12 protein-coding genes are annotated in these 17,446 nt (G+C 72.3%); 3 read left to right on the top strand and 9 right to left on the bottom strand.

Annotated elements, in window-relative coordinates; genetic code table 11:
- The 3 genes from MB828_RS22415 to MB828_RS22405 form a co-directional block, all read right to left on the bottom strand.
- The coding region (locus tag MB828_RS22415) for a sensor histidine kinase (protein WP_301649755.1) at positions 1–1,723 on the bottom strand (1,723 nt) is incomplete at its 3' end.
- A gap of 104 nt (positions 1,724–1,827) precedes the next feature.
- On the bottom strand, positions 1,828–2,268 hold the full coding sequence (locus MB828_RS22410; RefSeq protein ID WP_133024766.1) for a pyridoxamine 5'-phosphate oxidase family protein: 441 nt from the start codon (positions 2,266–2,268) through the stop codon (positions 1,828–1,830).
- Positions 2,269–2,585: 317 nt separating this feature from the next.
- Entirely contained in the window at positions 2,586–4,967 is a 2,382-nt protein-coding gene (locus MB828_RS22405) for a phosphoketolase family protein (protein ID WP_301649754.1), read from the bottom strand.
- Between the two features lie 42 nt (positions 4,968–5,009).
- On the opposite strand from MB828_RS22405, the gene ppk2 reads away from it, so the two are divergent.
- The gene (gene ppk2, locus MB828_RS22400; protein WP_301649753.1) at positions 5,010–5,813 is read left to right on the top strand and encodes a polyphosphate kinase 2; all 804 of its coding nucleotides are present in this window, start codon (positions 5,010–5,012) and stop codon (positions 5,811–5,813) included.
- Positions 5,814–6,159: 346 nt separating this feature from the next.
- Positions 6,160–7,878, top strand: a complete 1,719-nt coding sequence (locus tag MB828_RS22395; RefSeq protein WP_301649752.1) for a SulP family inorganic anion transporter — start codon at positions 6,160–6,162, stop codon at positions 7,876–7,878.
- 23 nt (positions 7,879–7,901) lie between these two features.
- On the opposite strand, the gene MB828_RS22390 is transcribed toward MB828_RS22395, so the two are convergent.
- From MB828_RS22390 to MB828_RS22365, 6 genes are all read right to left on the bottom strand, one after another.
- Entirely contained in the window at positions 7,902–8,345 is a 444-nt protein-coding gene (locus MB828_RS22390) for a universal stress protein (protein ID WP_301649751.1), read from the bottom strand.
- A gap of 102 nt (positions 8,346–8,447) precedes the next feature.
- The gene (locus tag MB828_RS22385) at positions 8,448–8,621 is read right to left on the bottom strand and encodes a hypothetical protein (RefSeq protein WP_165941542.1); all 174 of its coding nucleotides are present in this window, start codon (positions 8,619–8,621) and stop codon (positions 8,448–8,450) included.
- A 25-nt stretch (positions 8,622–8,646) separates the two neighbouring features.
- Complete coding sequence (locus MB828_RS22380; protein ID WP_133024761.1) at positions 8,647–9,003, bottom strand: PRC-barrel domain-containing protein; 357 nt, start codon at positions 9,001–9,003, stop codon at positions 8,647–8,649.
- A gap of 64 nt (positions 9,004–9,067) precedes the next feature.
- On the bottom strand, positions 9,068–11,770 hold the full coding sequence (locus MB828_RS22375; RefSeq protein WP_301649750.1) for a SpoIIE family protein phosphatase: 2,703 nt from the start codon (positions 11,768–11,770) through the stop codon (positions 9,068–9,070).
- 71 nt (positions 11,771–11,841) lie between these two features.
- Positions 11,842–16,116, bottom strand: coding sequence for a HAMP domain-containing protein (locus MB828_RS22370; protein ID WP_301649749.1), 4,275 nt, complete (start codon positions 16,114–16,116; stop codon positions 11,842–11,844).
- 257 nt (positions 16,117–16,373) lie between these two features.
- A complete protein-coding gene (locus MB828_RS22365) occupies positions 16,374–16,739 on the bottom strand; it encodes an STAS domain-containing protein (protein ID WP_301649748.1) in 366 nt (121 codons plus the stop codon).
- A gap of 200 nt (positions 16,740–16,939) precedes the next feature.
- Between MB828_RS22365 and MB828_RS22360 the strand changes: the two genes are divergently transcribed.
- Positions 16,940–17,410: an ATP-binding protein gene (locus tag MB828_RS22360; RefSeq protein ID WP_301649747.1), complete on the top strand. Its 471-nt coding sequence runs from the start codon at positions 16,940–16,942 to the stop codon at positions 17,408–17,410.
- The last annotated feature ends 36 nt before the right edge of the window (positions 17,411–17,446 follow it).

Below are 17,446 nucleotides of genomic sequence, written 5' to 3'. Positions count from 1 at the left end.
GTGGTTGGGGGGTGGGGAGGGGGGCTTGCCATGTCAGGGTTGTGCCGCCGGTTTCGGGGGTGGTCCAGTTCAGTCGGCCGCCCAGTTCCGCCGCCCGTTCCGCCATGTTGCGCAGGCCGCCGCGGCGGCCACCGGCGGGTATGCCCACGCCGTTGTCGGTCACCGTCAGCCGGAGTTCCCGGCCGTCGGTGGCCAGGGTCACGTCGGCGCGGTCGGCGTGCGCGTGCCGGGCGATGTTGGTGAGGGACTCGGCGAGCACGGCGACGACGTGGTCGGCGGCCTCCCTGGGCACGTCGGTGTCGAGCAGCCCCTCCATCCGCAGGCTGGGCGCGAAGCCCAGCACCGGCGCCGCCTCCCCCGCGACCCGGACCGCGCGGGCCCGCAGGCCGCTGCCGGCACCGCCCTCACGGGTGCGCAGGCCGAAGATCGTCGACCGGATGATCTTGATGGTCTCGTCCAGGTCGTCCACCGCCCGCAGCACCCGTTCCGACGCCTCGGTGTGCTCGATGAAACGGCCCGCGCTCTGCAGGGTCATGCCGGTGGCGAAGAGCCGCTGGATGGCGAGGTCGTGCAGGTCGCGGGCGATGCGGTCGCGGTCCTGGAGCACGGCGATCTCCTGCGCGTCCCGGCGGCGCTCGGCCAGCTCCAGCGCGATGGACGCCTGGGCGGCGAAACCCTGCAGGGTCTCCGTCTCCCAGCCCGTGAAGACCCTGCCGCCGATCTCCCGGGCCAGCAGCAGCACGCCCCGCACCCCCGTGTCCTCGGCCCCGATGGGGATGGCCACGGCGGGGCCCAGGCCCTGGAAGCGCGGCGGCTCGGGAGAGACCCGGTCGTCGCGGCCGACGTCCTCGCTGGACACCGGGGCACCGGCCGAGAAGGCCAGGCCCATCAGGGTCTTCTCCAGCGACAGCACCAGGCCACGGTGGTCGTCCGCGTCCATCCCGACGGCGATGTCCACGCTGAGCGAGTCGGCGTCCTCCATCGGGACCGCGACGGCGACCAGGGCCGCACCCGTGATGGACCGGGCCTGCTCGGCGATCAGTGCCAGGGCCTCGGCGGGGTCGCCGCCGGACATCAGGCTGTGGGTGATCTCCACGTTGGCCCGCAGCCACCGCTCGCGCAGCCGTGACTCCTCGTACAGCCGGGCGTTGTCGATGGCCACACCGGCCGCCACCGCCAGCGTGGACGTCACCGACACGTCCTCCTCGTCGAACTGCGCGCCGCCCCGCTTCTCGGTCAGGTACAGGTTGCCGAAGACCTGGTCACGGACCCGGATCGGGACGCCGAGGAAGGTGTTCATCGGCGGGTGGTTCGGCGGGAAGCCGTACGACGCCGGGTGCTCGGAGAGCTTCACGAGACGGAGCGGTTCGGGGTGCCGGATCAGTTCACCGAGGATGCCGTGGCCCTCCGGGAACGGGCCGATCCGGGCGATCTCCTCGTCGCTGACGCCGACCGTGTGGAAGGCCGACAGCCGCCTGCCGTCGGGACCGATCACGCCGAGCGCCGCGTACTCGGCGTCCACCAGCACCGCCGCCGCCTCCACGATCCTGCGCAGCGCCTGCTCCAGATCGAGTTCCCGGCCGACCGACAGCACCGCCTCCAGCAGGCTGCGCACCCGGTCGCGGGTGCCACGGGCGGCGTCCAGACGGGCCTGCAACTCGTCCAGGAGTTCGTCCAGCCTGAGTTGCGGCAGCCGTACCCGGGCCGCCTCGGGGTCTTCCACCGCGGTCCTCCAGATCCTGTCGAGTCGGGCGCACCGGCAGGTCCGGTCAGGACTCACGTTAGTGCCGGGGGCGGAGGAGAACACCGGGAACCGGACAGCGCGGCTCAGGTTCGCAGGTCGGCCCCGTTCCGGGTGCGCCCGCCGGTCAGGGCCCGTCCGGTGACCAGGTCCGGCTCGATGCGCACGAAGACCTCGTGAGCCGCCGGGACCCATGAGCGGGGCCCTTCGCGGACCAGCCGCGCGTGCTCGGCTGGATCGTGCACGACGGTCGCGGCGCCGGTGACGACCACGCTCCAGCCGGACCGGCTGTCCGCGTCCACCTCGTCGGCCTCGAAGGCCACCACGGACCCGTCGACGGCGCGGGCCAGCTCGGAGGCGGCGGAGGTCCGCAGCAGCACGGCGCCGTCGCCGTCCAGGCCGAAGTTGACGGGCAGCACGGCGGGCAGCGCGTGCCGGGTGTGCACGATCCGGCCCACGGGCACCCCGGCGAGCAGCCGCAGGCACTCGCCACGGTCCAGTTCACGGAATCCGTCGTTGGCGTACATCGGCCGCCTCGTCTCCGGTCGTGCGGCGCCACCGCCCCGGGGCACCACGTCCCTCAAGCTTCCGCCGCCGCGCGGAGCCGAGACCAGGGGCCAACAGTCCCGGCCGCCCCGGAAAAGGACCTGGGGCGGCCGCGCCCCGGCGCCGGTGCGGCGAGCCGACGCCGGGACAGGAGCGGACCGCGGCACCTGCACAGGCAGTCCCCGAGAAAGAGGCAGGCCCCGAGAAGGAGGCAGGCCGCGGCGGGAAGGGCAGGTCGCGGCGGGAAGGGCCTTTGGCCCCCTGCGTTTCGCGGCCGCGGGAGCGTGGGGTCACCCGGTCACCCGGTCCAGGTCCAGTTCGCGACCTCGGGCAGGTCGGTGCCGTGCTCGCGGATCCAGGCCTCGTGGCGGGTACGGGCGTCCGCCATCTGCTGGCGTACCGCGGCGGCGCGGACGGCGAGGCCGGGAACACGGTCGATGACATCCATGACGAGGCGGTAGCGGTCCAGGTCGTTGCGGACGACCATGTCGAACGGGGTGGTCGTGGTGCCGGACTCCTTGTAGCCGCGCACGTGCAGGTTCTGGTGGCCGGTGCGGCGGTAGGCGAGACGGTGGATCAGCCAGGGGTAGCCGTGGTAGGCGAAGATCACCGGCTTGTCCGTGGTGAACAGGCCGTCGTACTCGAAGTCGGCCATCCCGTGCGGGTGTTCGTCCTTGGGGAGCAGCCGGGTCATGTCGACCACGTTGACCACGCGCACGGCCAGCTGCGGCAGATGCCGGCGCAGCAGCTGGGCGGCGGCCAGCACCTCCTGGGTGGGCACGTCGCCGGCGCAGGCGAGGACGACGTCGGGTTCGCCGCCGTTCTCGGTGCCGGCCCACTCCCAGATCCCGGCGCCGCGGGCGCAGTGCACGCGGGCCTGGTCCAGGGAGAGCCAGTCGAAGCAGGGCTGCTTGCCGGCCACGACGACGTTGACGTAGTCCCGGCTGCGCAGGACGTGGTCCGCCACCGACAGGAGGGTGTTGGCGTCCGGCGGCAGGTAGACGCGCACGACCTCCGGGCTCTTGTTGAGGACGTGGTCGACGAACCCGGGGTCCTGGTGCGAGAAGCCGTTGTGGTCCTGGCGCCAGACGTGCGAGGTGAGCAGGTAGTTGAGGGAGGCGATGGGGGCCCGCCAGGGCAACTGCCTGGACGTCTTGAGCCACTTGATGTGCTGGTTGACCATCGAGTCGACGATGTGCACGAACGCCTCGTAGCAGGAGAACAGTCCGTGCCGCCCGGTGAGGAGGTAGCCCTCCAGCCAGCCCTGGCAGAGGTGTTCGGAGAGGATCTCCATCACCCGGCCGTCGTGTTCGAGGTGTTCGTCGACCGGCAGCCGCTCCGCCTGCCAGGCCTTGCCGGTCACGTCGAAGACGGCCTGGAGCCGGTTGGAGGCGGTCTCGTCCGGGCCGACCAGCCGGAAGTCCCGCCGCGCGCCGGTGTCCTCCATGACCCGGGCGAGGAGGTCGCCCAGGATCCGGGTGGGTTCGTGCAGGGCGGTGCCCGGCTTCTCGACGGGGACGGCGAACTCGTCGAGGCCGGGGAGCGGCAGATCGCGGACGAGCAGGCCGCCGTTGGCGTACGGCGACGCGCCCAGGCGCTTCGCACCGTCGGGGACGCAGGCCAGCACGTCGGCGACCGGCCGGCCGTCGGGGCCGAAGAGTTCCTCCGGCCGGTAGGAGCGCAGCCAGGCCTCCAGCTGCCCCAGATGCTCCGGGTTCTCTCGGACGCCGGCGAGCGGCACCTGGTGGGCGCGCCAGGTGCCCTCCACGGGCACGCCGTCGACCTCGGCGGGGCCGGTCCAGCCCTTGGGCGTGCGCAGCACGATCACCGGCCAGTGCACGCGCTCGGTGACGCCGTCCTCGCGGGCCGAGCGCTGCATGGCGGCGATGCGGTCCAGGGCGTCGTCCATCGCCGCGGCCATGGCCCGGTGCACCTGGTGCGGGTCGTCGCCCGTGACGTGGATCGGGTCGTGGCCGTAGCCGCGCAGCAGGGCGTCGAGTTCGGCCTCGGGCAGGCGGGACAGGACGGTCGGGTTGGCGATCTTGTAGCCGTTGAGGTGGAGGATCGGCAGGACGGCGCCGTCGTGTGCCGGGTCGAGGAACTTGTTGGAGTGCCAGGAGGCGGCCAGCGGCCCGGTCTCCGCCTCGCCGTCACCGATCACACAGGCCACCAGCAGGTCGGGGTGGTCGAGGGCGGCGCCGTAGGCGTGGGCCAGGGAGTAGCCCAGCTCGCCGCCCTCGTGGATGGACCCGGGCGTCTCCGGGGCCACGTGGCTGGGTACGCCGCCGGGGAAGGAGAACTGCTTGAACAGCCGTGCCATCCCCGCCGCGTCCCGCGGTACGTCGGGGTAGGTGTCGCTGTAGCTGCCCTCCAGCCAGGAGTTCGCCAGCACGGACGGGCCGCCGTGGCCCGGCCCCCACACGCACAGCGCGTCGAGGCCGCGTGCCTTGATCACCCGGTTGAGGTGGGTGTACACGAGGTTCAGGCCGGGCGAGGTGCCCCAGTGACCGAGCAGCCGCGGCTTGATGTGCTCCGGCCGCAGCGGCTCGCCGAGCAGCGGGTTGGCCAGCAGGTAGATCTGCCCGGCGGCCAGGTAGTTGGCGGCCCGCCAGTGCGCGTCCAGCGTGCGGAGTTCCGTGTCGGACAGTACCGTGGCGTCCTGGTGTTCGACCTTGGACATGAGATGACTCCCGTGGATGGGTCGTCGGGCGGTGGAGGCGGCATGGCCGGCAAGCAGGCGGCGCAGCTGCCGCGCAAGACGTACGAGCAGGAACTGCTGCGTCTCCAGACGGAGTTGGTGAAGCTCCAGGAGTGGGTGCGGGCGACCGGGGCCCGGCTGGTGGTGGTCTTCGAGGGACGGGACGCGGCCGGCAAGGGCGGCACGATCAAGCGGGTGACCGAGCACCTCAACCCGCGCGTCGCCCGGATCGCGGCGCTGCCGAAGCCGACCGAGCGCGAGCGCACCCAGTGGTACTTCCAGCGGTACGTCGAGCAGCTGCCGGCCGCCGGGGAGATCGTGCTGTTCGACCGGTCCTGGTACAACCGGGCCGGGGTCGAGCACGTGATGGGCTTCTGCACCAAGGAGGAGTACCAGCTCTTCCTGCGGCACTGCCCGATCTTCGAGCGGATGCTGGTCGAGTCCGGGATCCTGCTGCGCAAGTACTGGTTCTCGGTGAGCGACACCGAGCAGCAGGACCGGTTCCGCAAGCGGATGGAGGACCCGGTGCGGCGCTGGAAGCTCTCCCCGATGGACCTGGAGTCGATCACCCACTGGGAGGCGTACTCCCGGGCCAAGGACGAGATGATGGTGCACACCGACATCGCCGACGCGCCCTGGTACGTCGTGGAGAGCGACGACAAGCGGGCCGCCCGGCTGAACATGATCGCCCACCTGCTCTCGACCGTGCCGTACCACGACGTGCCGCCGCCGGTGCTCGAGCTGCCCGAGCGGCCCGCGTCGACCGGCTACGAGCGCCCGCCGCGCGATCTCCAGACCTACGTCCCGGACCACGCCGCGAGCCTGTGAGGGGGCCGCCCCGCCGTCGGGCGAGCCGTCCGTCCCGGCGGTGCCGGTGCGCGGCATGGTCTTCACCTCCTGCTGAGGGGGCGGGGGCTCCGGGCGGCCGTCGGATCCGCGGGGATCCTGGTCCAGCCTCCTGTCCCGGCGTGCTCCGGCACAGGGGCCGGTGGTCCCGCCCCCGGGCCTTCCGGCCCATGCCGCCCGCGGCCGGGCCGGACGCGTACCCGGCACGGGACCGTGCACGCCACCGAACGGATCCGGCGGCAGGGCACGTTGGCGGTCCGCCGCGCGTCTGTCACGTGGCGGGCCCGCTCCGGTGGATGCTGGGAGGTCACACGGCGGAAGGCGGCGCATGACCCAGGGCGGAGACGGACGGCGGGGATGGCGCGGGCTCACGCCCGGACTCGCCTCGCTGCTCGGTTACCGGCGTGCCTGGCTGAAGGGCGATCTGCTGGCCGGCATGACCGTGGCCGCGTACCTGGTGCCGCAGGTCATGGCGTACGGCGAGGTGGCCGGTCTGCAGCCGGTCGCCGGGCTGTGGGCGATCCTGCCGGCGCTGATCCTGTACCCCGTGTTCGGCTCCTCGCGGCTGCTGTCGGTCGGTCCTGAGTCCACCACCGCCCTGATGACGGCCACCGTGGTCGGCCCGCTCGCCGCCGGTGCCCCGGACCGGTACGCCGTGCTGGCCGCGACGCTCGCCGCCACGGTCGGCCTGCTCTGCCTGGTCGCCCGGGCGGTGCGCCTCGGATTCCTCGCCGACCTGCTGTCCCGCCCGGTCCTCATCGGTTACCTGACCGGCGTGGCCCTGATCATGATGGCGGACCAGCTGACCAAGCTCACCGGGGTCCCGACGACCGGCACCGGGTTCTTCCCGCAACTGTGGTCCTTCCTCACGCACCTGGCGGACGCGCACCCGCCCACCGTCGTCCTCGCCGCGCTGGCCCTGACGGTCCTCCTGCTCGTGGCCCGGTACTTCCGGGCCCTTCCCGGTCCGCTGCTGGTGGTGGCGCTGGCCACGGCGGCGGTCGTCGCGTTCGGTCTCGACGACCGCTACGGCATCAAGGTCATCGGTACCGTCCCCTCGGGCCTGCCCGGTCTCTCCGCACCGGACTTCGGCGAGATCCGCCGCCTGGTGCTGCCCGCGCTGGGCGTCCTCCTGGTCGCCTACACCGACTTCATCCTCACCGCGCGTGCCTTCAGCGGGGCGGGCCCGGACGAGGAGGGCCCCGACCTGGACGCCGACCAGGAGTTCCTGGCCCTGGGCGCGGCCAATCTCGGTGCGAGCGCCGTGCACGGGTTCCCGGTGAGCAGCAGCGCCAGCCGCACCGCCCTCGCCGCCTCGGCGGGCGCCCGCAGCCAGCTGTACTCGCTGGTGGCCGGGGCGTTCGTGCTCGCGGTCCTGCTGCTGCTCAGCCCGCTGCTGACGCGCACGCCGTCCGCGGTCCTCGGCGCCCTCGTCGTCTACGCGGCGCTGCGCATGATCGACCTGGCCGGCTTCCGCCGGCTGGCCGCCTTCCGGCGCCGCGAACTCCTGCTGGCGTTCGGCTGCCTGGCCGGGGTCCTCGCCCTGGACATCCTCTACGGGGTGCTGGTCGCCGTCGGCCTGTCCGTCGCGGAGCTCCTCACCCGGGTGGCCCGTCCGCACGACGCGGTGGAGGGGCTGGTCCCCGGCCTGGCCGGCATGCACGACGTCGACGACTACCCCACCGCCCGCACCGTCCCCGGTCTCCTCGTCTACCGCTACGACTCGCCCCTGTTCTTCGCCAACGCGGAGAACTTCCGGCGCCGGGCACTGGCCGCCGTCGACGAACAGGCCGAGCCCGTCCGCTGGTTCGTGCTCAACACCGAGGCCAACGTGGAGGTCGACATCACCGCCCTCGACGCGGTCGACGACCTCCGCCGTGAACTGACCGGCCGAGGCGTGGTGTTCGCCCTGGCCCGGGTCAAACAGGACCTCCTCGACGACCTGCGGGCCTACGGCCTCACCGACACGGTGGGCCCCGACCGCGTCTTCCCCACCCTGCCGACGGCGGTGGCCGCCTACCACGAGTGGGTGGCGGCGCAGGACTGACCGGCCACGGCGTCCGGAGGGGGTCACGGCTTCTCGGCGCGGACGATCACCACGGGGCAGTCGGCGTGCTGCGTCACGTGCGTGCTCACGGAACCCAGCAGGGCGCGCGCGAACCCGCCGCGGCCCCGGCCGCCGACGACCAGCACCTCGGCTCCCTCGGCGGCCCGCAACAGCACGTCGGCGGTGTTGCCGTGCACCAGATGCGTGGTGACGGACTCGGCTCCCTGCGCGCCGAGCACCTCCGTCAGCTCCTGCCGCATCCGGTCCCGGGCCTCCTCCTGGTCGACGTCCATGTCCACCGCGGGCCCCGACCAGCCGTACAGCCCCGGGAGTTCCCACACGGTCACCGCCTCGACCGCGCCGCCGACCAGGCCGGCGTAGCGCACCGCCCAGCGCAGCGCCCCGTACGAGGACGCCGACCCGTCCACACCGACCACGACCCTCGGCGCGGCGACTTCCCTGTCCATCGGACCCACCTCTCCCACGGCGCGTGCGCCGCCCGGCCAGCCCCCTCACTCCCACGCTGAGCGATGTGGCGGCGGGCCGCCAGAGATACGCCTCCGGCAGGGTCAGCGGACGATGCGGTGGTGCCGTCCGCCGTGGCGCAGCCGCAGCACGCCGTAGACCAGGTCGGCGACCAGGACGACGGCGCCGATGACGAACAGGTAGAACAGTCCGTGGGCGGCGAAACCGACGATGCCCAGGATCAGGGCCACGAGGATCAGGAGCAGGAACAGGGACATCGGTTCTCCCGTCGCATCGGTCCGGTCAGCGCCGGGCGAGTCGCCGCTCGCCGCCGGCGCCGGGGGTGTAGTCGAGTTCGTAGTGCGCGAAGACCGACGGTTCCCGGGCCGCCGGGAGCTCACCGTCCGTGTCGATCGCGGGGGCCTTCTTGACCACTCCCCGGTCGTAGGCGACCTTCAGGTAGCCGGGACCCACGGTCGCCTTCACCAGGGGGACGAACGCCAGCCGGCGGCGGGTGGGCAGCCCGACGGTGACGGTGGCGTAGAGGGGTTCGTCGGTCGCGGTGTCGACGTAGACCGCCTCGAGGACGCCGATCTTGTGACCGGCGGGGTCCACGACGTCGTGGCCGCGCCATTCCCGGATGTCTGCTGCTTCGAACATCGCCCACCTCCGGTGGTGCGGGTACCCCCGGAGCAGGCAGGTAGACGCGCCGTGCGGACCGGGGTCAGGGCACCACGCGGATGCCGACGATGCAGGTGTCGTCGTCGGTGTCGGACCTGCTGTGGGTCAGCAGGCGGTCCAGTCGTTGCTCCAGGGTCCGGGGAACCGCGCGCGCGGCGGTGAGCAGCTGTGCCAGGGACTCCTCCACGGACCGGTCACGGCGTTCGATCAGGCCGTCCGTGTACATGAGCAGGGTGTCGTCGACGGCGAGCTGCACCTCGTGCTCCTGGTAGGCGGCCTCGGGCACGGCGCCCAGCAGCAGGCCCTGGACGAGCGGCAGCGGTTCCGCCTCGGGGCCGCGGACCAGGACGGGCGGCAGATGGCCGGCCCGGGCCCAGCGCAGGGTGTGGCGGTCGGGGTCGTACAGACCGCAGACGGCGGTGGCGGTGACGGAGCCGGTCAGGTGGTGGGTCACCATGTTCAGCCAGGACAGCAGCTGTCCCGGGCCCGCGCCGGTCACGGCGAGGCCGCGCAGCGCGTTGCGCAGGACGACCATGCTGGTGGCGGCCTCGATGCCGTGTCCGGCGACGTCGCCGACGCACAGCAGCACCATCCGGGACGGCAGCACGACCGCGTCGTACCAGTCGCCGCCGACCAGGTTCTGGGTCTCCGCGGGCCGGTAGCGCACCGCCAGGTCCAGGCCGGGGACCGCCAGCGGGGCCTGCGCGGGCGGCATGATGGCGTGCTGGAGCTGGAGGGTGAGCCGGTTGCGTTCGCTGGCCTGCTGCTCGGTGTGGGCCAGCTGGTCGCGGGTGGCGGCCAGGGCCACCTCGGTCCAGTGGTGGGCGGAGATGTCCTGGTAGGCGCCGCGTAGGACGTACGGCTCGCCGCCGGAGTCGAGGACCGGTTCGGCCACCACCCGGATGTGGCGGGTGACCCCGTCGGGGCGCTGGAGGCGGAACGAGGTGGACGCGGGGTGGCGGCGGTGCAGCAGGGTGCGCAGGAAGCGGCCGATGGCGACGGCGTCGTCGGGGTGGGCGTGGGCGGCCAGGTCCTCCAGCGGCACGGGGGCGGCGGAGGCGGGCCTGCCGTAGAGGTCGAAGAGCTGGCCGTTCCAGGTGATCTCGCCGGTGAGCAGGTTCTCCTCGAAGCCGCCGATCCGGCCCAGCCGCTGGGCGTGCTTGAGCAGACTGGCCAGCCGGGCGGTCTCGTCCTCGATGCGCCAGATGAGCAGGACGCTGCCGCCGTGCCGGCTGATGTTGAAGTCGGCGACCGCGGACAGCGGGACGTCGTCGACCAGGGCGGTGAGGCGCATGCGGTGGGCGCGGTAAGGCTCGCCGGTGGCGAAGACCCGCTCGATCCGTTCGAAGAGCTCGCTGTGGCCGGCGACCATCGGGTAGGCCTCCAGGAGCAGGGCGTCGTTGATGACGCTCCGGGGCCGGCCGGCGGGGTCCAGGAAACGGCTGTTCACGTGATGGATCCGGAAGTCGACGAGGTTGCCGTCGGCGTCCAGGTGCGGCACCAGCACCAGGGCCGGGTCGTGCAGTCCCTCGGCGAGGTCCATCAGCTCGGTGACGTCCGGCGTCGCGCGCGGACCGGCGTCGCCGTCGAGGTGGCCCGGGCCGGACGTCTCCAGGGTGTGTCCGCACAGATCGGCCAGCGCCTCGACCTGCCGGACGATCGGCGGGGCGGGGGTGTCCAGCGGGGCGGCCCAGGCGATCTCCAGCACGCCGTGGATACGACCGCCGGTCCCGGCCGGTACGGCCGCCCGGCCGCCCTCGGGGTTCTGGTGCTGGCCGATGGAGGGCAGCCCGGTCTCGGCCAGGCTGTGGATCCAGTGGCCCTCGCGCTCGGTCAGGCCCCGGCGGGCCACGGTCGCCACGCCCGGCGGGACGTGCCGCCAGCGGCCGGCCTCGGCGGCGGAGAACCCGGCGTGGCCCGCCAGGGTGAGCGAGCCGTCGGTGCCCAGGGCCCAGATCGCGACGGCCTCGGCGCCCAGCGGGGCCAGGGCGTGTTCCAGCAGGGCGTCGGCGACGGCCTGGGTGTCGTGGGCGGCCAGCGCACCGCTCTCGGCGGCCCGCAGCCGTACGCTCGCCGAGCCGGAGGTCTCGGTGTGGGCCGCGGTGACCGTGAGGAAGTCGGCGGTGACCTCCGAGAGCCGGTCCCGTGCGGCCTGGTTGATGACGTCGACGGCGAACTCCAGGGGGGTCACCCCGGCCTGCTCGGCGAGTTCGGCCAGCTGCCGGGCGGCCTGCGCCGGGCCGCACCCGAGGCGTTCCACGAGGATGCCCTTGGCCATCTCGATCAGCGCACGGCCGTCCGCCTCGACGTGCGCGGCCCGCACCTCACGCCGCAGCCGTTCCACGGTCGCCGCCAGCCGGCCGACGGGCGACCGCTCCCCGCCGCCGCCGTCCGGGCCGGCGACCCGAACCTCGTCACCACCGCCGACGGCGGCGGACGTCTCGTCGTCCGCCGGAGCGAGACCACCCGCCGAGGCCGGACCCGGACCCGCAGCCGCAGCCGCACCCGCACCCGCGGCGAGAACGCCGTTCGAGGCCGGACCCGTGGCCGGAGCGAGACCGTCCAGCGAGGCCGGACCCCCGGCCGAGGCAGGGCCGTCCCCGTTCGCCGCTGCCGGGCCGGTCCTCGGGCCGTCCGGGTCCGCGGAGGGGTGAGCGTCCGCCGGGGCGGGGGCTCCCGTCGTGGGGTGGTCGCCCGCCGGGGTGCCGGGGTTTCGGGGTTCGGGCGGTTGACGGAGATCGCTCACGGTGTGTCTGTTCCTCCGCTGGTGCGTACGTCACGCGGGCTGCTGGTGGACGCGGTGGCTCGGGGCTCCGCTCACACGGACAGCCATCGTCGGACGCGGGCGATGAGATCGCCGGTGTCGACGGGTTTGGTGACGTAGTCGTTGGCGCCGGACGCGAGGCTCTTCTCCTGGTCGCCCGGCATCGCCTTCGCGGTGACGGCGATGATGGGCAGCTCCGCGTACTGGTCCATGGCCCGGATCTCCGCGGTGGCGGCGTAGCCGTCCATCTCCGGCATCATCACGTCCATCAGGACCAGGCAGATGTCGGGGTGGGCGAGCAGCATCTCGATGCCCTTGCGGCCGTTGTCGGCGTGCAGGACCTGGAAGCCGTGCAGTTCCAGCACCCCGCTGAGGGCGAAGAGGTTGCGTGCGTCGTCGTCGACCACCAGGACCGTCCGGCCGAGGAAGGCGTCGTCCACGACCTGCGCGGCCGGCCGGTGCGGCTCCTCCGCGCGGACCAGTGACAGCACGTCGCCGGGCTGTTCGGCGGACAGGTGCAGGGTGATGCGCTCACGCAGTTCGTCCAGGCTGGACAGGAAGTCCAGCGGCCGGCCCCCGGCGAGGGCGCGCAGGGCCTGCTCCTGCGCCAGCTCCATCCGGTGCCCGGTGTGGATCAGGACGGGCACGCTGGCCAGCGCGGAGTCGCCGCGCATGGCCTCCAGGAAGTCCGTGCCCTCCTTGCCGGGCATGCCCAGTTCCAGCACGACGCAGTGGCAGGGCTCGGCCGCGAGCGTGCTCGCCGCCTCCTGGGCGCCGACGGCGGTGATGAGGTCGATCGCCCCGTGCGGGTCACCGGGGTCGTGCGCGAGGTCTCCGACCGCCCGCTCGGCGACCAGGGTGAGCAGGCCGCGCGGCCGCTCCTCGATCACCAGCAGCCGTCGCCTGCGGTGCTCGGACGCCGGTGCGGGGGCGGGCAGTTCGAGGGGTTCCGGGGCGTCGCCGGAGGTGAGGGCCGTCTGCGGCTGCTCCGCCGGCCGGCCGCCGTTCTCCAGCAGTTCCTCGAAGTCCGCGCGTGCGACGGGCAGGTACAGCGTGAAGGTGCTGCCCTGTCCGGGGGTGCTGTCGACGGTGACGGCGCCGCCGAGCAGATGGGCGATCTCCCGCGTGATGGACAGGCCCAGGCCGGTGCCCCCGTACTTGCGGCTGGTGGTGCCGTCGGCCTGCTGGAACGCGCCGAAGATCGTCTCCAGCTGCTGGTGCGGGATGCCGATGCCGGTGTCGACGACCCGGAAGGCCACCACAGGACCGCCGCGCAGGACCCCCGGCGGGACCTCCCGGTCGGCGGCCGGTTCGATCAGCAGCTGGACGCCGCCCTCCTCGGTGAACTTGACCGCGTTGGAGAGCAGGTTGCGCAGGATCTGCCGCAGCCGGGAGTCGTCGGTGAGCAGGTCGGCCGGCGTGCCCGCGGCGGTGGCCACCTTGAACTCCAGGCTCTTCTGGGTGGTCATCGGCCGGAACGTGGCCTCGACGTACTCCAGCAGCTGGCGCAGCGGGACCCGTTCGGGCGCGACGTCCATCTTGCCCGCCTCGACCTTGGACAGGTCGAGGATGTCGTTGATCAGCTGGAGCAGGTCCGAGCCCGCCGAGTGGATGATGCCCGCGTACTCGACCTGCTTCGGGGTGAGGTTGCGCGAGGGGTTCTGGGCCAGCAACTGGGCCAGGATCAGCAGGCTGTTGAGCGGGGTGCGCAGTTCGTGGCTCATGTTGGCCAGGAACTCCGACTTGTACTTGGAGGCCAGCGCCAACTGCTGTGCGCGAGTCTCCAGTTCCTGCCTGGCCTGCTCGATCTGGAGGTTCTTCGCCTCGATGTCGCGGTTCTGCGAGGCCAGCAGCGAGGCCTTCTCCTCGAGCTCGGCGTTGGAGCGTTGCAGCTCGTCCTGCTGCACCTGCAACTCCTCGGACCTGGCCTGGAGTTCGGAGGTCAGCCGCTGGGACTCCTCGAGGAGTTCGTCGGTGCGGGCGTTGGCCACGATGGTGTTGAGGTTGACGCCGATGGTCGGCATCAGCTGGGTCAGGAAGTCCTGGTGGATCTGGGTGAAGCCGGTCAGCGAGGCCAGTTCGATGACACCGAGCACCTGCTCCTCGACCACGATGGGCAGCACCACGAGGGCCCTGGGCACCGCCTGTCCGAGACCGGAGGAGATCGTCACGTACCCCTCGGGCAGGTCCTCCACGGTGATGGGCCGCCGGTTGCGCGCGACCTGCCCGACGAGGGAGCGTCCGACCGGGATCCGGGAGGGCCGGTCCGCGTCGTCCGGGTAGCCGTACGATCCGACCAGCCGCAGCTCGTGACCGCGTGCGGTGTCCTCCGCGAGGTAGAACGCGCCGTAATGGGCCGCCGCCAGGGGCGTGAGCTCGTCCATGATCAGCTCGGCCACGACCGGCAGGTCGCGGTGGCCCTGCATCAGGCCGGAGATGCGGGCGAGGTTGGTCTTGAGCCAGTCCTGTTCCTGGTTGGCCCGGGTGGTCTCGCGCAGCGACCCCACCATGGAGTTGATGTTGTCCTTGAGCTCGGCGACCTCGCCGGAGGCCTCCACGGTGATCGAGCGGGTCAGGTCGCCCTCGGCGACGGCGCTCGCGACCTCGGCGATCGCCCGGACCTGCCGGGTGAGGTTCCCGGCGAGTTCGTTGACGTTCTCCGTCAGCCGCTTCCAGGTGCCCTCGACGCCCTCCACCTCGGCCTGGCCGCCGAGCCGGCCCTCGCTGCCGACCTCGCGGGCGACGCGGGTGACCTCGGCGGCGAACGACGACAGCTGGTCGACCATCGTGTTGATGGTGGTCTTCAGCTCAAGGATCTCGCCGCGGGCGTCGACGTCGATCTTCTTCGACAGGTCGCCGTTGGCCACGGCGGTCGTCACCAGGGCGATGTTGCGGACCTGGCCGGTGAGGTTGTTGGCCATGGAGTTGACGTTGTCCGTCAGGTCCTTCCAGGTGCCGGCCACGTTCGGCACGTGGGCCTGACCTCCCAGGCGCCCCTCGGTGCCCACCTCGCGCGCGACGCGGGTGACCTCGTCGGCGAACGCGGACAGCGTGTCGACCATCGTGTTGATGACGTCCGCCAGCGCGGCAACCTCACCCTTGGCCTCCACGGTGATCTTCTGCGAGAGGTCACCGCGCGCCACGGCCGTGGCGACCTGGGCGATGGAGCGGACCTGACCGGTCAGGTTGGACGCCATCACGTTGACGTTGTCCGTCAGGTCCTTCCAGGTCCCCGACACGCCTCGCACGATCGCCTGGCCGCCGAGGTTCCCCTCGGTGCCCACCTCGCGGGCGACGCGGGTGACCTCGTCGGCGAAGGCGGACAGCTGGTCGACCATCGTGTTGATGGTGTCCTTGAGTTCGAGGATCTCGCCCCGGGCGTCCACGGTGATCTTCTGGGAGAGGTCGCCCTGGGCCACCGCGGTCGCCACCTGGGCGATGGAGCGGACCTGCCCGGTGAGGTTGCCCCCCATGAAGTTCACGGAGTCCGTCAGGTCTCGCCAGGTGCCCTTGACGCCCTTGACGTCGGCCTGGCCGCCGAGCCGTCCTTCGGTGCCCACCTCGCGGGCCACACGGGTGACCTCGTCGGCGAACGCGGACAGCTGGTCGACCATCGTGTTGATGGTGTTCTTCAGCTCAAGGATCTCGCCGCGGGCGTCCACCGTGATCTTCTGCGACAGATCGCCCTGCGCCACGGCGGTCGTCACCTGGGCGATGTTGCGGACCTGGGAGGTGAGGTTTCCGGCCATGAAATTGACCGAATCGGTCAGGTCCCGCCAGACACCACCGACGCCGGGCACCTGTGCCTGACCACCGAGGCGTCCTTCGCTGCCGACCTCGCGGGCCACACGGGTGACCTCGTCGGCGAACGCGGACAGCTGGTCGACCATCGTGTTGACGGTCTCCTTCAGCTGAAGGATCTCCCCGCGGGCCGGCACGTCGATCTTCTGGGACAGATCGCCCCTGGCCACCGCGGTCGCCACCTGGGCGATGTCGCGGACCTGCGTGGTCAGGTTGCCCGCCATGGCGTTGACCGAGTCGGTCAGGTCGGCCCAGGTGCCGGAGACCCCGGGCACCTCCGCCTGGCCGCCCAGCGTGCCCTCGGTGCCCACCTCGCGGGCCACCCTGGTCACTTCCGACGTGAAGAGGGACAACTGGTCGACCATGCCGTTGAAGACCGTGGCGATGTCGCCGAGCAGCCCCTGTCCGTCGGCAGGCAGCCGGGTGCCGAAGTCCCCGTCGCGTACGGCCGTCAGCCCGGCCAGCAGTTGCCGAAGCTCCTGCTCACCCGGCGCCTGCACCTGGGCGTCCACCTTCGTGCCGCTCATGCACACCCTCGTTCCACTCCCCAAGAGTCCCCACCCCGAGGACTCGGAACCACACCAGGGCCGCAAGCCCCACCCCACCAGCGGAGATTTCGTGTTCGACGGCTCCGGCCGATGGGAAAGCGGTCGCAGATTAACGCACGGAACAGTGCGCGGCCAAAGCCCGCGGGAGCCTCACGACCGGCCTGAAAATGAGGGTGAGAAAGTCGGCATGAGGGCGCGGAAGCGGGGTACTCGGGCCGTTTTCCCGGACGCGTTCGTCACGCCGTGACGGCGTCCTCGACGGTCGGGTGACAGCTGACGAGGGCGTCGAGACCCACCATCTGCACGATGCGCAGGGCGGGGCCGCGGGCACCGGCGATGCGCAGCCAGCCCTCGGCGTCCCGGGTCGTCTGGTAGGCGGTGACCAGGGTGTTGATCCCGCTGGAATCCATGAACGTGACGCTGCTCAGATCGATGACGATCCGTGCCCCGGCGGTGGGGTCGGCCGGCGGCACCGCCCCGGCGAGGGCGCCCGCGCTCTCGTAGTCGACCTCACCGCTGAGGGTGAGCACGGTGATGCCGTCGGTGTCGGCGCGGGTCACGGACAGCCGGCCCCGACTCGTTGCTTCCTGGTTGTCTGTCACCTGCGACCTGCACATCCTCGGTCCGGCTGGGTTTCTCCGTAGCCAACGCTGCCCCGGGAAGTCGGATGTGATGCGCGAGACGGCCCGATTTTCTCGCCGACCGGGAGTAGTGCCGCGCATCACCGGGTAAACGCGGGCCCATGAACGGGGTATTGCAGAACGTCGGCAGGGAACCTGTCCTGTTCGAGGAGTGTTCCCGGATGCCGCAAGCCGCACCTGACGATGTCACCTTCGCCCTGGACGGGGCGGACGGCTGCATCGCCGGCGCCCGCCACCGGACGTCGGAGTTCCTGGCGCGGGCCCGGTCCGCGTACGGGGTGCCGGTGCCGGCCCGCGCCGTGGACCTGGCGCAACTGGTCGTCAGCGAGCTGGTCACCAACGCCCTCAAGTACGCGCCCGGTCCGGTGCTGCTGCGGCTGGGCATCGCCGACGGGGCGCTGGAGATCGAGGTGTGGGACAGCGACCCGACGCTGCCGCTGGCCCGTGCCGCCGACACCGGACGGGTCGGCCAGCACGGTCTGGAGATCGTGCTGGCGGTGGTGCGGGGCTTCGAGGCGCGACGGGAGCCGGTCGGCAAGCGCATCACCGCCCGGCTCGACCTCTTCGACGAGGTGCTGCCCGGCCTCGGCCGCCCGGACGGCCGACGGGGGCGCCGTTCCCAGGGGGAGTGAACGGCAGGCGCCGGGGCACACGGGGCGGTGTACGAC

Source organism: Streptomyces arenae (assembly GCF_022343545.1).
In the GTDB taxonomy this organism is placed as follows: domain Bacteria; phylum Actinomycetota; class Actinomycetes; order Streptomycetales; family Streptomycetaceae; genus Streptomyces; species Streptomyces humi.
Note: the sequence above shows the minus strand (reverse complement) of the source record. Positions and strands in the feature narration are given on the sequence as shown.

Bases quoted from the DNA above. Each gene is read 5' to 3' on its own strand.
- MB828_RS22410 (WP_133024766.1), bottom strand. From the start codon at position 2,268: ATGTACGCCAACGACGGATTCCGTGAACTGGACCGTGGCGAGTGCCTG.
- MB828_RS22405 (WP_301649754.1), bottom strand. From the start codon at position 4,967: ATGTCCAAGGTCGAACACCAGGACGCCACGGTACTGTCCGACACGGAA.
- ppk2 (WP_301649753.1), top strand. From the start codon at position 5,010: ATGGCCGGCAAGCAGGCGGCGCAGCTGCCGCGCAAGACGTACGAGCAG.
- MB828_RS22395 (WP_301649752.1), top strand. From the start codon at position 6,160: ATGACCCAGGGCGGAGACGGACGGCGGGGATGGCGCGGGCTCACGCCC.
- MB828_RS22390 (WP_301649751.1), bottom strand. From the start codon at position 8,345: ATGGACAGGGAAGTCGCCGCGCCGAGGGTCGTGGTCGGTGTGGACGGG.
- MB828_RS22385 (WP_165941542.1), bottom strand. From the start codon at position 8,621: ATGTCCCTGTTCCTGCTCCTGATCCTCGTGGCCCTGATCCTGGGCATC.
- MB828_RS22380 (WP_133024761.1), bottom strand. From the start codon at position 9,003: ATGTTCGAAGCAGCAGACATCCGGGAATGGCGCGGCCACGACGTCGTG.
- MB828_RS22370 (WP_301649749.1), bottom strand. From the start codon at position 16,116: ATGAGCGGCACGAAGGTGGACGCCCAGGTGCAGGCGCCGGGTGAGCAG.
- MB828_RS22360 (WP_301649747.1), top strand. From the start codon at position 16,940: ATGCCGCAAGCCGCACCTGACGATGTCACCTTCGCCCTGGACGGGGCG.